The organism is Streptomyces sp. ISL-100, from assembly GCF_018614615.1.
In the GTDB taxonomy this organism is placed as follows: domain Bacteria; phylum Actinomycetota; class Actinomycetes; order Streptomycetales; family Streptomycetaceae; genus Streptomyces.
In genome coordinates this window covers 1-15,165 of sequence record NZ_JAGGOK010000004.1, presented here as the reverse complement: position 1 = coordinate 15,165, position 15,165 = coordinate 1, and the positions used below count along the sequence as shown (strand labels likewise).

The 15,165-nt window shown below is 69.5% G+C and carries 9 protein-coding genes and 2 pseudogenes; 7 read left to right on the top strand and 4 right to left on the bottom strand.

Translation table 11 applies throughout. The features are described from left to right. Window positions 1-460 precede the first annotated feature (460 nt). A pseudogene (locus J7E89_RS02275) lies at window positions 461-1,369 on the top strand (TrkA family potassium uptake protein); the annotation flags it as partial. An 85-nt stretch (window positions 1,370-1,454) separates the two neighbouring features. Here J7E89_RS02275 and J7E89_RS02270 read toward each other — a convergent pair. Both J7E89_RS02270 and J7E89_RS02265 read right to left on the bottom strand, forming a co-directional pair. Then, complete coding sequence (locus J7E89_RS02270) at window positions 1,455-2,339, bottom strand: potassium channel family protein (RefSeq protein ID WP_214967601.1); 885 nt, start codon at window positions 2,337-2,339, stop codon at window positions 1,455-1,457. A gap of 171 nt (window positions 2,340-2,510) precedes the next feature. Then, the gene (locus J7E89_RS02265; protein WP_214967599.1) at window positions 2,511-2,771 is read right to left on the bottom strand and encodes a CBS domain-containing protein; all 261 of its coding nucleotides are present in this window, start codon (window positions 2,769-2,771) and stop codon (window positions 2,511-2,513) included. Window positions 2,772-3,199: 428 nt separating this feature from the next. On the opposite strand from J7E89_RS02265, the gene J7E89_RS02260 reads away from it, so the two are divergent. Continuing rightward, window positions 3,200-3,652, top strand: coding sequence for a protein kilB (locus tag J7E89_RS02260; protein ID WP_214967596.1), 453 nt, complete (start codon window positions 3,200-3,202; stop codon window positions 3,650-3,652). A gap of 47 nt (window positions 3,653-3,699) precedes the next feature. On the opposite strand, the gene J7E89_RS02255 is transcribed toward J7E89_RS02260, so the two are convergent. Further along, window positions 3,700-3,957, bottom strand: coding sequence for a hypothetical protein (locus tag J7E89_RS02255; protein ID WP_214967594.1), 258 nt, complete (start codon window positions 3,955-3,957; stop codon window positions 3,700-3,702). 732 nt (window positions 3,958-4,689) lie between these two features. Continuing rightward, the gene (locus J7E89_RS02250; protein WP_214967592.1) at window positions 4,690-5,751 is read right to left on the bottom strand and encodes a CdaR family transcriptional regulator; all 1,062 of its coding nucleotides are present in this window, start codon (window positions 5,749-5,751) and stop codon (window positions 4,690-4,692) included. Between the two features lie 237 nt (window positions 5,752-5,988). On the opposite strand from J7E89_RS02250, the gene J7E89_RS02245 reads away from it, so the two are divergent. From J7E89_RS02245 to J7E89_RS02225, 5 genes and pseudogenes are all read left to right on the top strand, one after another. After that, the gene (locus tag J7E89_RS02245; RefSeq protein WP_214967590.1) at window positions 5,989-6,594 is read left to right on the top strand and encodes a YqiJ family protein; all 606 of its coding nucleotides are present in this window, start codon (window positions 5,989-5,991) and stop codon (window positions 6,592-6,594) included. Window positions 6,595-6,639: 45 nt separating this feature from the next. Beyond that, window positions 6,640-8,713 (top strand): annotated as a pseudogene (locus J7E89_RS02240) (SPFH domain-containing protein). 83 nt (window positions 8,714-8,796) lie between these two features. Further along, window positions 8,797-13,647, top strand: coding sequence for a DNA repair ATPase (locus J7E89_RS02235; protein WP_214967587.1), 4,851 nt, complete (start codon window positions 8,797-8,799; stop codon window positions 13,645-13,647). A 494-nt stretch (window positions 13,648-14,141) separates the two neighbouring features. Next, window positions 14,142-14,702: a quercetin 2,3-dioxygenase gene (locus J7E89_RS02230; RefSeq protein ID WP_214967585.1), complete on the top strand. Its 561-nt coding sequence runs from the start codon at window positions 14,142-14,144 to the stop codon at window positions 14,700-14,702. Window positions 14,703-14,790: 88 nt separating this feature from the next. Beyond that, a complete protein-coding gene (locus J7E89_RS02225; protein ID WP_214967583.1) occupies window positions 14,791-15,120 on the top strand; it encodes a hypothetical protein in 330 nt (109 codons plus the stop codon). Window positions 15,121-15,165: the final 45 nt, after the last annotated feature.

Sequence of the window (15,165 nt, the reverse complement as noted above, 5' to 3'; positions counted from 1 at the left end):
CAGTTCTACCACGCCTTTACGCGATCTTTAGTGACTCAAGTCACATAACCGTGCGTGATGTTGGAAAGTCCCAGGGAGTGACATCAGACCGTTATGCGGGGACCGGAGTCCGTTCATCGGACACTTATTTCTCGGCCGACGGGCAGGCCGGGGGATTCTCGTGCGATCCGCGCGTCCGGCGAGGCACTCTACGCAGGTGCCTTCACTTCCCCCTCAGCGCTCTTCCGACAGCCCGCCAGCCGGACACATGATTGTCTGCGGTGACGACGCCCTGGCCCACCGGCTCGTCGCAGAGCTACGCGACGTCTACCGGGAGCGGGTCATGCTGGTCCATCCCGGTGGTGGGCCTGCGCTCGGTCCAGGGCTGTCCGTGCCAGGGCGGGGGCGGTCCTCCACCCTCCTCGGGCGGGTCTCCGCCGCTATGACCGGGACGCCGCCCACCCCCGTAGCAGTGCCCGGTCAAGTGCTCCAGCTCCTGTCCGGGCTCGTGGGCCTCGCGCTCCTGCCCCTCCTCGTCGCCGGGGGACTGGAGGCGCTGGGAACGTTCCGCAGCGCCTCGACCCTGCGCCGCCCACCGCGCGGCCTGTCCGGCCACGTCGTCCTGCTCGGCCTCGGCAAGATCGGCACCCGAGTTCTGGCCCAGCTGCGCGACCTCGACATCCCCGTCGTGTGCGTGGAAGAGGACCCAGAGGCACGCGGCGTGGCACTGGCCCGCCGCCTGCGGGTGCCGACCGTGATCGGCGACGTCACGCAGGAGGGCGTCCTGGAAGCGGCGAAAACCCACCGGGCGCACGCCCTGCTCGCCCTCACGTCCTCCGACACCACCAACCTGGAGGCCGCCCTCTACGCCCGTACGGTCAAAGCGGACCTGCGCGTGGCACTGCGGCTGTACGACGACGACTTCGCCACCGCCGTCTACCGCACCCTGCGCGCCGCCCATCCGGACGCGCTCACCCGCAGCCGCAGCGTCTCCCACCTGGCCGCCCCCGCCTTCGCCGGAGCGATGATGGGCCGCCAGGTCCTGGGCGCCATACCGGTCGAACGCAAAGTGCTCGTCTTCGCCGCGCTCGTGGTCGCCGGCCACCCGCAGCTGGAGGGCCGCACCGTCGCGGAAACCTTCCGGCCCGGCGCCTGGCGCGTCCTCGCCCTGGACACCATCGCCCCAGCCGACCGGCGCCCCGATCTGGCCACCCCGCACCCGGCCGACGGCGAACAGCACCCCACAGGCCTCGTCTGGGACCTCCACCCGGGATACGTCCTCCAGCCCCAGGACCGCGTCGTCCTGGCCGCCACCCGTCGGGGACTGGCCGAACTGCTCGGCAGGCACCCGCAGCCCCATACCAGGTATGGGAGGAACGCACAGCGCTGAGTACCCCGCCGGGCCAGGAGGAGCGGGACTTCAGTTCCGCAGTCGCCTGCCCCGCGCCGACCGGATCCGACGCCTGGACAAGGGGTCAATGGCCCTGGACAGAATCTGGCCCCGCGCCATGGTCCCTTGCGAACGCCGCGAACGTCAGCGCAGCCGTTGCTCGTGTGTGCAGGAAACGCCGATCGAGAATGAGCGCGAGGTCCTCCAACGCTGTCCTCAGTACGGCTGAGCACAACTGGACATCGGCATGTTGCGACTCGGATGTCAGATCGGCGAGTTCCACGGCGTAGTGGATGTTGTGCGCCAGTGAGGTGTGGTCGTCCCCGTCGTGGAAGTAATAGGACTCCGCGTACTGGAGGAAGTCCACGCAGACGTTCGCCACGCCGGCGGCCAGGTGTTCAAGGACGGCTGCTCCGGCAGAGGAATCGAGCTGCCGTGCCGTCGGCCTGGTGCGCTGCAAGTGAGAGAGCCGCAGTGCGAGTGCCCGGCGGCGAGCCAGGGCGGGGTAGATGCCGAGAACCCACGACACTGTCGCGGTCAAGAGGGCGAAGCCGACGAGGGCTTCCATGGGCCCGAGGACACGAAGCCATCCGGTGGCCGGCGCGATGTCACCGAGGCCGAGGGTGGTCACGGTGACCATGGAAATGTAGAGCGCGTCCACAAAGCCGGAGTGCTCGTCCGGCGTGAGACCGCTCGCGAAGGAGAAGGCATCAGGCAGGTGCGGCCAATAGATAAGCGCCCAGCCGAGGGTGATCGTGAACGCCCACAGAGCGACCACCGTGACCATGGCGAGGGGCCCGGCCAGCCCGGCTGCTCGTCGGCGGCCGAATCGGGAGGACAGCCTCCACGAAGCCGTCATGACGCGTCTGCTCAAGCCTCCATGTCGCGTGGGGTGCCACAAGGTGTGAAACACATCCCGCAGGATGATCAGCACCAGGCCGACTCCCGCCAGCGTGACCAGCCACTTCATGCGATGTCCCTTCTGCCCTGTGGCATACCACCGGGCTGGAGGCCGCTGGTGCGGCGCCACCACGTACATACCCATCTGCGAGGACTGACGTCACGTCACCATGATTCATCTGGGCATTCATCCGGGCCGGACCACATGCGGCCTCTATCGCTTGCAACGGGCCGAGCGTGCTCATCCTGTTCCGTTACTGCGCAGGGCGTGACGTTGGACGAGTCGGGAGGTGTCGCGTGCGGTGATGATGCCCACCAGGCGCCGGCCGTCCACGATGAGGATCCGCATTCCGTTGCTGGGGCTGAGCTTTTGCAGTACGTCTTCAAAGAGGTCGTCCGGACCACATGCGGTGCATTGCGCCGGCCGGGTCGCCACGTCACGCACGCGCAGTGTCTCCCGCTGCGGTGACGGAACTTTCACGAGCTGCGGCAGGTGAACCATGCCGCTGGGCCCCTTCGAAGTCGAGCAGCGGTAGCGTCGAGTGGCACGCCCGCAAGGCCTCTTCGTTGACAACGCGTTCGCGCGCCAGGCGGAGGGTTGCATGGACAGAATCCGCCGTGCGCCTCTCACCGGGTCACCTATCCGTGTTGCCGCCGAAGCCAAACGGCCTGCTCCATAGTCATGCCCGTGCCGTCCCAGCGGACGGGGCGAAGGGTTCCGATCGGCAACCGGACGGCGCAGTAGGACGTCCCAATCAAGTACACCAGGAGCTGACTGGGGCTACGCCTGCCAGGTAGTACGCCCGCAGGCGTCCTGCCGAAGCCTGCCCGTTTCAGCATTCGACTTCCGACACTGCACAGGAGCGCGGCGTTGAAGGGGCGAGGCTGGCTCCAGTCCGCCTCATTACGGCTGTTCAAGGAGGACTTGCGATGTGGCCCAGCATCATTGCCGTGGTCGGCACACTGCTTGGAGGCGCGCTCACCGGGCTGCTTCAAATTAAGAGCGCGCGGATGGCTCAGAGTGCTGCCCGAGCCGACCAGAGGGCGGAATCGCTGCGCAGGGCGCTGGGCGAATTGGTGGCCGCCCTGGGCGACCATCGGCGGGCCATGTGGCATCGCGAAGTCCTGCGCCTGGACGGCGCGAGCGAGGAAGCCGTCGAGGCAGCCCGCACGGCCTCCCGCGCCACGCGCTCGGCCGTAACCGGCCCCCTGGTCGCGGTCTCTGTCCTTGAACAGTCCCTTGCTGAGCCGGCTCGCCAGGCTGCCCTCGCCGCGTTCAACCTGCGCAACGCCGGCAACCACCCCGCCCTGGCCTCCCGCCGCGACGCCGCCATCGCAGCGACCGACGAACTGGTCGCCGCTGCCGGCCGAGCCATGGCCTGACTTCCCGGAGAGGCTCATCAAAGGTGGAGAGGACTACATACTCAAGGTCAGCACGTCCGGCGCTCCGGGCGCTCGCGGAGCGCCGCCAGCACCCCCCGGTCCGCACGCATGTGGGGAGGCACAACGATTTTCGGGAAGTTGAACAGGACGACACTGGCCTCGCAGAGGAGGGCGGCCAGGATGGTGCCCACCGCACCCACCAGTACGTGCATGCCAGCTCCGGTCAAGTTCGGGTCCAGCAGCGGCAGCGCGAGTATGGCCGAGATCGCCCATAGCGAGACCGCGGTGAGGCCGACGGACCGCACTTCCCCCTGCGGACGTCCTTCCCGAACGGCAGGAAGGCGAGGGTGGCCATGAGTTCGTCAACCAGGTCCGCGTCTCTCCAGAGCTGGACAGCCTTCCAGGTCACAAATGCCGCCCCTATCGTGAAGAAGAGCGCCAAGTAATACGACATCGGTGTGATACCTCCCAGATTCTCCTGCGCATGCCATGCCCTTCCTCAAGCACTCACCCAGGAGATTACGCTCTGGTCCAAGATGATCACTTTTTTGGCAGCAGGCTGCCTGGCGAGGCAACTACACGTCAGTACACGGGACTTGGTGGGCTCTGTTTGATTGTGCTGAGGCGATAACCGTGCCGGTGGCGGGGCCGTGTGATCCACGCATAGGGTCGATATCCGCGCCCAGCCCGGGACCTGGGGCGTTCAAGGAGTTCGGCGAAAGCCAACGACCGTCAACCACCGGAGTCGGCCACGAGCGAGCCAGATAAACCAAGCAGTGCGACAGCCGGCTTGTGGAGTCCGAAAGCGGACGGCCGTCTGGGGAGCGGTAGGGCTTCGCTCCTCGGCGGAGGCGCCTTCGGCTACATCCTCGCCATGCGCGAGAGCGAGCCGGACTGTGCAGGGCTGCAGGGGTACCCGCAAAGGCCACCAGAGACCTACACATGGAGTGTCGGCAGAGGCATGGGCCCTGACAGCGACCCGGCGAGGTGCCCCCCGGCCCTCCTCGGTCGCCGGTCCGCTGGTACGGCCTGAACGGTCAGAGCGTCTCGTCCGGCCAGTCCAGCAGACGGGCGCCGACCACCGCCGTCTGCAGGGTGTAGCGATCAACGGGGTCTCCGGGATCGGCGCCCGTCAGCTGGTGGATCCGCTCCAGCCGGTACGTCATGGCCCTGGCGCTCAGGGAGAGTTGGCGGGCCGCCTCGGCGGCCACACACCCGGTGTGGAAGTACGCGTTGAGGGTGTCGATCAGCGGCTGCGCTCCGCCGCGGGCTTGCTGGAGCGGGCCCAGCACGCTGCGTACGAGGTCGGCCATCGCCTGCCGGTCTCGGGTGAGGACCGGGTAGACCAAGAGGTCCGCGGCGTGCAGCACCGGGTCCTTCAGATGCATGCGCGCGGCCAGATCGAGGGCGTTGAGCGCCTCCTCGTAGGAGTGGACGACTCCGCCGACGCCCGGGTGGGGGCGGCCGATGGCCACGCGGCCGCCGTCGGTCGCGGCGTACGCCTGCTTGGCGAAGAAGGCGAGGACCTCGGCCTCGTCGCCCGGCGCGATGCAGATGAGCCGGCCGTTTTTCGTGGTCAGCAGGATTCGGCGGTTCCCGAAGCGGGCCGCGAGGGACGCCTCGATGCCGCGGGTGACCGAGTAACCGTCTTCGTACGGCTCGGTGCCCTGGGCCACGGCGACCGCGTGGGCGTGGGACAGCAACAGCCCGAAGCGCTCGGCCCGTTCGGCGAGGCGGCCGGCATCGCTGCGCCCGTGGAGCAGGTCGTCGATGAACTCCCGCCGGGCGGCCTCCTGCTGGCGGATCGCGAGCCGCTGCGCCCGCTCGTGTCCTTCGGCGAAGGCGTCCACGGCCTGCTCCACTGCCGCGAGGAGGTGATCGGCGCTCGCGCCCCGCAAGCTCGCCCGTACGTCCTGAGCGGCGGACAGATGGGCGCGCACCAGCAGGCGCAGCCCGAGGCCGGCCTCGGCGGCCCGCTCCCCCTGCGCCCGCAGTGCCGCCAGCTCGTCCCGGTTCAGCCGCCTGCCGGTGGCGCAGGCACTGGTCAGGATGTGGGCGTACCCCTCCAGATATTTCTCGGCTCCGTCCGGCTCCGCCATGTCCCCTCCCCGTTCTTGACGCGCCGATGACGCCTTCCTCACGCGTGTACGCCAAGGGTGACACGCGCGTACCGAGGGGCGGCCACCGGCATCAAGAGGCCGTAAAGATTGCCGGTGGACGGCAATGCGGACGCGCAAGCCGACCTGCCAGCATGAGCCTGCCGGGCCAGGCGCACGACATCGGTGCCGGAGGCCGGAAAGCAGCACTCCGCAGTACAGAAGCGAGGGGGAAGAGCAATGGACGGGTTTCTGCATGCCACGGCGACCTTCCCCGCGGTGCTGTTCTCCGCATCCCTACTGGTCGTTGTCGGCTTCTGGCTGCTGGTGCTGCTCGGCGCCGCCGACCCCGACAGCTTCGACGGGGACGTGGACACCGACGCGCTCAGCCTCGGTGGAGTCCCCGTCTCGGTGTCGGCTTCGCTGCTGATCGCCCTGTCCTGGTTCTTCAGCGTCACCGGGTCTCTCCTTCTCGCCCGTACGGGCTGGTCCGATGGTGTGCTCCACCTGCTCGGGGCCGTGCTGCTGTTCGCCTCCCTGATCGGCTCCTGGCAGCTGACACGAGCGCTCGTACGCCCGCTGGCCAAACTCTTCCCCGACGAACCCGGGCCGTCTCGGCAGGACTTCGTCGGCCAGACCTGCACCATTCGCACGGGGCGGGTGGACGCGGACTTCGGCCAGGCGGAGGTCGCCGCCCGGGACGGCTCCACCGCGGTCGTGCAGGTCCGCCAGAACGACCAGGGCCCACTGGCGCTCGGCAGCACAGGGCTGCTGTACGCGTACGACGACGTCGGCGAGTTCTTCTGGGTCGCGCCCTTCGACGCGGCGCTCGACCCCCGCGGCTGACCGCCGCCCCCACTTCTTCTCCCACCTCCGATTCGGGGATTCCTCATGGATGCCATCACCTGGGGCATCGGCGTGCTCGCGGCCGTTGTCCTGCTCATCGCCATCGCCATGCTGTTCGTGATCAGCCGGCTGTTCCGCAAGGTGGAGCAGGGCAAGGCGCTGATCGTGTCGAAGATGCGGAAGGTCGACGTCACCTTCACCGGGCAGGCCGTCCTCCCGGTCCTGCACAAGGCCGAGGTCATGGACATCTCGGTGAAGACCATCGACATCAGCAGGACGGGCCGGGACGGTCTGATCTGTCAGGACAACATCCGGGCCGACATCCGCATCTCGTTCTTCGTACGGGTCAACAAGACCGTCGAGGACGTCATCAAGGTCGCCCAGGCCATCGGCACGGCCCGCGCCAGTGACCAGGCCACGCTGCAGGAGCTGTTCAACGCCAAGTTCTCCGAGGCGCTCAAGACGGTCGGCAAACAACTCGACTTCACCGACCTCTACACCAAGCGCGACGAGTTCCGGGACCGGATCATCCAGGTCATCGGCACCGACCTCAACGGCTACAGCCTGGAGGACGCGGCGATCGACTATCTGGAGCAGACCCCGCTCGCGCAGCTGGACGCCTCCAACATCCTCGACGCCCAGGGCATCCGGAAGATCACGGAACTGACGGCCGTCGAGCATGTACGGACCAACGAGTTCCAGCGTACGGAGGAGAAGGAGATCACCCGGCAGAACGTCGACGCCCGCGAGGCGATCCTGGAGCTGGAGCGCCGCCAGACCGACGCGGAGACCAAGCAGAGGCGGGAGATCGAGACCGTACGGGCCAAGGAGGAGGCAGAGACCGCCCGTGTCGTCGAGGAAGAGCGGCTGCGAGCACAGAGCGCCTTCCTGAAGACCGAGGAGCAGCTCGGTATCCAGCGCGAGAACCAGGCCCGTGAGGTCGCCGTCGCGCAGAAGAACCGTGAGCGGGTCATCGCCATCGAGAACGAGCGCATCGAGAAGGACCGTCTCCTCGAAGTGATCGCGCGGGACCGGGAGACGGAACTGAGCCGGATCTCCGCCGAGAAGGAGGTTGAGGCCGAGCGCCGCGAGATCGCCGAGGTCATTCGCGAGCGGGTCGCCGTGGACCGTACGGTCGCGGAGCAGGAGGAGTCGATCAAGAAGCTCCGCGCGATCGAGGAGGCCGAGCGCAAGCGGCAGACGGTGGTGATCGCGGCCGAGGCGGAGGCCCAGGAACTGCTGGTCAAGGACATCAAGGGCCGCCGAGGCCGCCGAGCAGGCCGCGGTCCACCGGGCAGCGGAGGAGCTGACGCTGGCCGAGGCCCGCAACAAGGCCGCCGACATGGACGCCCGCTCCAAGGTGCTTCTGGCCGAGGGCATCCAGGCCGAAGCCGCGGCCGAGGGCCTGGCGGCCGTCCAGGTACGGGAGAAGGAAGCGGACGCCATCGAGAAGGCGGGGCGCGCCGAGGCCGGGGCGACGGAGGCCCGGCTGCGCGCCGAGGCGATCGGCACCCGCGAGAAGGCCATGGCCGAGGCGACCGCAATCGGCGAGAAGCTCAAGGCCGAGGCGGCCGGTCTCACCGAGAAGGCCGCCGCGATGGCCGCGCTGGACGAGGCGTCGCGCACGCACGAGGAGTTCCGGCTGCGCCTGGAGGCGGAGAAGGACATCCGGCTCGCCGAAATCGACGTACAGCGCCAGGTCGCCGAGGCGCAGGCCACGGTGCTCGCCACCGGCCTGGAGAGCGCCGACATCAACATCGTCGGAGGCGAGTCCGCCTTCTTCGACCGGATCGTCGGCGCGATGTCGCTCGGCAAGAGTGTCGACGGCTTCTTCCAGCACTCGCAGACCGCTCAGACGCTCGCCGGGCCCTGGCTGGACGGCTCCGAGTCATTCACCGAGGACCTGACGAAGGTGCTGGGCTCTGTCTCCACCGCCGACGTGCAGAACCTGACCGTCTCCGCCCTGCTGATGAAGCTCATGCCGGCCGGTTCGGGGCAGCTGGACGAACTCATCGGCAAGGCGCGGCAGCTGGGCCTGGCCGACATGCTGCTGGCCGAACTCGCCGGACTCGCCGGACCGAAGGACACCGTGGGACTGAACGGCACGGTCAAGGGCTGACCGCCCGGTCCGACAGCTTCCGGAGCTGCCGCGCGGGGGCCGGCAGCTCCGGAATTCATCCACCGACACGAGGGAGCTGGACAGTGACTGGGACCGGGACGGGAAGCGGCCTGGACGCCGGTACGTACGAGGTACTGCGTGACCGCCTCGGCGCTCAGGCCGGCGAGCTGGCCCGGCGCGCCGCCGCACTCAACACCGCCCGAATCGCGGCGTTCGGCTCCACCGAGCTGGCTCTCCTCGGTACCGAGCGCATCCGTACGGAGCGAAACGTCGTGCCCCGCGACATCGTCGCCATCGGCGACGCCATGCTCGTCGGCTACGAGGCCCCGGCCGCCGACGTCTTCGCCCTCTACGACCGCGACCTGAACCGTCTCCCGGACGAGGCGGTGCCCGGCCTGCTCGACGACCCCGCCTTCGTACGGGAATTCGAAGCCCTGTACCGCTACTTCCAGGGAGCGCGCCTCCTGCAGCTCCGCCACGTCGACGGCAAACTGCTGGCCGTGTTCCGGACCGGCGAGCAGGCCGACGACATCCGCGTCCTGCGCTGGTCCCTCTCGCCGTCGGGCGAGGTGCGGTTCCTGGACGCCCGTGGGGAGCGCGACCACGTCTTCCCCGCGTCCCACGACTTCCCCTGGGTCGAGACGAGCCGGGACGATCACGTCCCGGGGCGTCACCCGCACATCGCCATCGCCGACAGCGCCCTCTTCCTCGCGACAGTCGGCGGCACCCTCACCCTGAAGACCGAGGACGACACGGAGACCGGCGAGGGCATCCACAGCGAGCCCGTCGACGAACCCCTGCAGTCCCTCGCCGACGCCGAGGTGGCGTACGCGGTCGTCGGCGCGCTGATCCTGCTGCGCGTCCGGCCCTACAAGGAAGAGACCTGGCGGCACCTGGTTTTCAACACGATCACCAAGTCCGTGGTCCGGCTGAACGGCATCGGGCAGTCCTGCCGCCGGCTGCCCGAAGACCAGGGCATCGTCTTCCCCGGCGGCTACTGCCTCGCGTCGGGGGCGGTGAAGACCTTCGACACGGCGGACACCTCCGGCCTGGAGTTCGAGCACGCCGTGCGCTCACCCAACGGCGAGGACGTGCTGTTCAGCTTCCACGCGCGGGCTGAGGGCCGTACCCTCCTGCTCTCCTACAACCTCATCCGCAAGGAGGTCGCAGCCCCACTGTCCTGTCACGGCTACGCCCTCTTCGACGACGGCGGTCTCACCGTGCTGCGCGCCGATTCCGGCGAGCCGGCGCGCGTGCACCCGGTCCAGGTGTGGCGGACACCGTACGTCTGCGACACCTACCCCGCTCCGGTGGTCGAGGGCCCTCTCGCGCGCATCGGCAACGCCGACCTCGTACACGGCATCTCCGACTGCCTCGCCATCGCTCGGCAGGCCGCCGAGACCACCGCCACCAGCGAGCTGTACGAGGCGCTGGTCACCGCCTGCACGCGGGCCGCCGACCGGTTCCACTGGCTGGGCGACGCCGACGCCGGGGACCTGCGTACTCCGCTGGACGAGGTGCGGGCCACTGCCGAGCAGGTGCTGGAGGAGTTCGAGACCGTACAGTCCCTGACCCGGCAGGCCACCGACACACTCGCCGAGTCGGCGGAGCACCTTCAGCGAGTGATCCGTCGCGTCCGCGGTGAGGCTCCCGCCACCGCCGAGGAGTGGGTCGAGCGCATCACCGAACTGCGCCGGGCCCAGGGCCGCCTGGTGACTCTGAAGGAGATGCGGTACGCGGACGCGGAAGCCATCGAGGCGCTTGCCGGGGACGCCGAGGCCCACATCGTTTCCACCGCGCACCGGGCGGTCGCCTTCCTCCACCGCGACGACGCCTTCGCCCACCACCAAGCGGAAGTGGAGCGGCTCTGCGCCGACGCGCAGACCATCACCACGGCTGCCGGGGCTGCTCCGGTCACCGAGCGGCTGAACGAGCAGGTCTACGGTCTCCAGACCCTCACCGAGGTGGTCGCCGGGCTGGACATCGGGGACGCGACCGTGCGCACCACCATCCTGGAGCGGATCGCCGAGGTACTGGGCGGCCTGAACCGCGCCCGTGCCACCCTCACCGCCCGGCGCCGCGAACTCCTCGACCACGAGGGGCAGGCGGCGTTCACGGCCGAGTTCGCCCTGCTCGCCCAGTCGGTCACCGGCGCGCTGGCAGCGGCGGACACCCCGGAGACCTGCGACGCGCAGCTCGCCCGTCTGCTGCTCCAGTTGGACACCCTGGAGTCGCGCTTCGCCGACCACGACGGATTCCTCGCCGAGATCGCCGACAAGCGCGCCGAGGTCCACGACGCCTTCTCGGGCCGCAAGCAGACGCTCCAGGACGCCCGCGCCCGCCGCGGGGAGCGCCTCGCCGCGTCGGCCGGCCGCGTCTTGGAGACGATCGCCCGCCGGGCGGCGACCCTGGGCAGCCTCGACGCGGTCAATACGTACTTCGCCTCGGACCCCATGGCTGCCAAGGTCCGCCGGACCGCCGACGAGCTGCGCGAGCTCGGGGACCAGGTGCGGGCGGAGGAGCTGGAGGGGCGGCTGAAGGCCACCCGCCAGGAGGCCGGCCGGGCACTGCGCGACCGTACCGAGCTGTACGCGGACGGCGGCGACACCATCCAACTGGGCGCGCACCGGTTCGCCGTCAACACCCAGCCTCCTGAGCTCACGCTCGTTCCGCACGCGGACGGAAGGCTGGCCTTCGCGCTGACCGGTACGGACTACCGGCGCCCGGTCACCGACCCGCAGTTCGCGGACACGCGCGCCTACTGGGACCAGCTCCTGCCGTCCGAGGACGCGGACGTCTACCGGGCGGAGTACCTGGCGGCGCGACTGCTGGCCGAGCGCGGCGCCGAAAACCTGGCCGCAGCCGAGCTGCCGGGGCTGGTCCGGGCGGCCGCCGAGGCGTCGTACGACGAGGGGTACGAGCGCGGCGTCCACGACCACGACGCGGCGGCCATCCTCTCCGTACTGCTGCGTCTCCACGAGCAGGCCGGGCTCCTGTGCTACCCCGCGGCCGACCGCGCCGCCGCCCAGCTGTTCTGGGCCCACGGGACGACGCCGCAGGCGCGCAAGGCATGGACGCGCGAGGCGGCATCCCTGGTGCGGGCGCGGGAAACCTTCGGTACGGCCCCGGCGCTTGACGCGCTGCGCACCGACCTCGCCGAAGCGGGAGCACTCTCCGCCCTCGCCGCCGAGTACCTCGTCGAGGAGCTGGCGACCGGCGAGTCCTTCGCGACCAGCCCGCAGGCCCGCACGTTGCTGGACAAGTTCCGCCGGGCGGTGGGCTCGTCTCCGTACGCCGAGGACGTGCGCGACCGGCTCGCCGAAGGGGACACGGGCGCCGCGCAGCGACTGGTGGAGGGCTGGCTCGTCTCGTACGCCGCCTCCTGCGGGGAGGACGTCAGTGCCGGCGACCTCGCCGAAGCCGTGGCCATCGAGGTCTGCCCGGACCTCGCGCGCCACGACGTGGAAGGGGCCCTGACCGCCACGGTGGCGGGCCTGCTGGGCGCGCACCCGAGGATCGACCGCCGCCGCGCCCTTTCCCTGCGCCTCGATGAATTCCTGGCCAGGACGAGCGACTTCGCCCGGCGCTCGGTGCCCGGCTTCCGCGCGTACCAGCAGCGCAGAACCGCCCTCGTCGCCGCCGAGCGGGCCCGGCTGCACCTGGACGAGTACCGGCCGCGCGTCATGTCCTCCTTCGTACGCAACCGCCTCGTCGACGAGGTGTACCTGCCTCTCATCGGCGACAACCTCGCCAAGCAGCTCGGAGCCGCCGGCGACGGCAAGCGGACCGACAGCAGCGGACTGCTGCTGCTCGTCTCGCCGCCCGGCTACGGCAAGACGACGCTCATGGAGTACGTCGCCGACCGCCTCGGGCTGCTCCTGGTGAAGGTCGACGGACCGGCCCTCGGCCACGGGGTCACGTCTCTCGACCCGGCGGAGGCACCGAACGCCACCGCCCGCAAGGAGATAGAGAAGGTCAACTTCGCGCTGGCGGCGGGCAACAACGTCCTGCTGTACCTCGACGACATCCAGCACACCTCACCGGAGCTGCTGCAGAAGTTCATCCCGCTGTGCGACGCGACCCGCACGCTGAACGGCCACGACCTGCGGGGCAAGCGCTTCGCGGTCTGCATGGCGGGCAACCCCTACACCGAGTCCGGTCAGCGCTTCCGGGTCCCCGACATGCTCGCCAACCGCGCCGACGTGTGGAACCTCGGCGACGTCCTCACCGGCAAGGAGGACGTCTTCGCGCTCAGCTTCGTGGAGAACGCCCTCACCTCCCACCCGGCCCTCGCTCCCCTCGCCGGGCGTGAGCGCGGCGACCTGGATCTGCTGGTACGTCTCGCCGCCGGGGACCCGGCTGCCCGCCGCGACCGGCTCACCCACCCGTACCCGCCGGCCGAACTTGACCGCGTCCTCGCGGTACTGCGCCACCTGCTCACCGCGCGCGAGACGGTCCTGGCCGTCAACGAGACGTACATCGCCTCCGCCGCCCAGTCCGAAGCCACCCGCACCGAACCGTCCTTCCAACTCCAGGGCTCGTACCGCAACATGAACAAGATCGCGGCCCGCATCTCGCCTGTCATGAACGACGACGAGCTGGCCGCCGTGATCGACGACCACTACACCGGCGTGGCCCAAACCCTCACCACCGGAGCCGAGACCAACCTGCTCAAGCTGGCGGCCCTGCGCGGCACGCTCACCGAGCAACAGGCGGCTCGCTGGACCGACATCACGTCGGCGTACGTCCGCGCCCAGGCACTCGGCGGCTCGGGGGACGACTCCCTCGGCCGGGCGGTGGCCGCGCTCGGCCTGCTCGCCGACCGGGTCGCAGCCGTCGAAACGGCCATCACGCGAGCCGCAGACCCCCGCCACCTGCTGAGCCGCCCACCCGGCCGACACGCGGCCCGCCCGGGAAGCGGCCCGGACCGATGACCCGTCGTCGGCGACCCTCAACTGGAGGGCCGCACCCGACCGGCGCTCCTGCGGTACGCGCTGTGCGGTACTGGAACTTCCGTGCCGCAGGCGCCTGTCGCCGCGCCAACGGGATCCGACGGCCGAGACAAGTGTCAATGGCGCTGGACAGACGCTTGCTTCCCACCAAGGTCCCTGGCGAACTCCGAGAACGTCAGCGACGTCGTTGCCCCGGTTGCTCCGAAAGGGGGCGTGAGGGTACTGGTGTCTAAGAACGGCCCTGATTCGGCCCGGTAACGGGCGACTCGGGGGCAGATCGTGACCGCATGTTCCAGAAATCGGCGAAGGCAAAGCGGCTGCTGCGCCATGGGAGTTGAGGAGCGTGCGAAAGCCTGGCGTCACCCTTCCGGGGTGTTGCGCCAGTCGCGTGCCGGGCCCGGTCAGGGCTTGCTCAAGGCCTCATGTCAGGTAGCCTGACATCGGGCCGCTTTTCGCCGACCGTATCAGGAGGAACGATGACTTTCGAGTACACGACCCAGTACCGCCGGGCCTCGCAGATCCCCGCCGAGCCGGGCACGCCGTACTTCATCGAGAAGGGCATGGGTGACCGCGCGCACCTGTTCGGCGACCTGATCACCATCTACGCCGGGGGCGAGCAGACGGAGAACGCCTTCAACTTCTTCACCTGCGAAGGGCCCAAGGGCGACCTCATCCCGGCCCATCTGCACCCCGACACCTACGAGGTCTTCTACGTCACCGCCGGAGCGGTCCGGGTGTTCGTCGAGGATCTGGAGGGGGAGCAGTACGAGAAGCTCCTGGGCACCGGCGACTTCGGCTTCGTACCGAAGAACTGCCCCCACGCGTACCGCATCGAGCGGCACCACAGCCAGATTGTCGGCGTCGCGGCCGGCCCGGGTGGCACCTTCGAGCGCTTCTTCGAGAACCTCGGCGTGCCGACCGACGCGATAGGCCTGCCGCAGCAGCCGGTCGTACCCGAGCCGCACAAGTTCGCCACTGTTCCTCAGCAGTACGACGTGCGCTTCCTGTCCGAACACCAGTGGCGCACCCGGAGCTGAGCGCGATGGCCTGTCTCAAGGCGCTGCTCGCCGGAGTCCTGGTCGGCATGCTGCATATGCCTTCGACGAACTCGACGCCGACGGTGTCGTGCTGGAGACCAACACCCACCTCGACACCGTCCGCGCGGTCACCGACCTGCCCTTCGCCGACACGCTGGAGCGCCACGCCGGCTTGGAAGTGATCGTGCCGCACTGCGGTAGAGCCCTGCCGGTGCCGGCCGACCGGATCAACGGTTTCATGAAGCTGTTCATGCCGTCTCAGGACGGCCGGGCCCCGGACACGGTTGCCCAACTGAGGCGCCTGCACTACGACATCGCCGGTCCCGCCCACCCGCGTCAGCTCCCCGCCGACCGCGCCACCTGGCAGTCCCTGACAACCGGTGCCGTCCTGAGCCTGCGGCCGCGTCGCACCCGCTGACCCCGCCGCCCCCGACACCGGGTGTACGCCGCTGCGGGGGGGGGG

Bases quoted from the DNA above. Each gene is read 5' to 3' on its own strand.
- J7E89_RS02270 (WP_214967601.1), bottom strand. From the start codon at position 2,339: ATGAAGTGGCTGGTCACGCTGGCGGGAGTCGGCCTGGTGCTGATCATC.
- J7E89_RS02265 (WP_214967599.1), bottom strand. From the start codon at position 2,771: ATGGTTCACCTGCCGCAGCTCGTGAAAGTTCCGTCACCGCAGCGGGAG.
- J7E89_RS02260 (WP_214967596.1), top strand. From the start codon at position 3,200: ATGTGGCCCAGCATCATTGCCGTGGTCGGCACACTGCTTGGAGGCGCG.
- J7E89_RS02250 (WP_214967592.1), bottom strand. From the start codon at position 5,751: ATGGCGGAGCCGGACGGAGCCGAGAAATATCTGGAGGGGTACGCCCAC.
- J7E89_RS02245 (WP_214967590.1), top strand. From the start codon at position 5,989: ATGGACGGGTTTCTGCATGCCACGGCGACCTTCCCCGCGGTGCTGTTC.
- J7E89_RS02230 (WP_214967585.1), top strand. From the start codon at position 14,142: ATGACTTTCGAGTACACGACCCAGTACCGCCGGGCCTCGCAGATCCCC.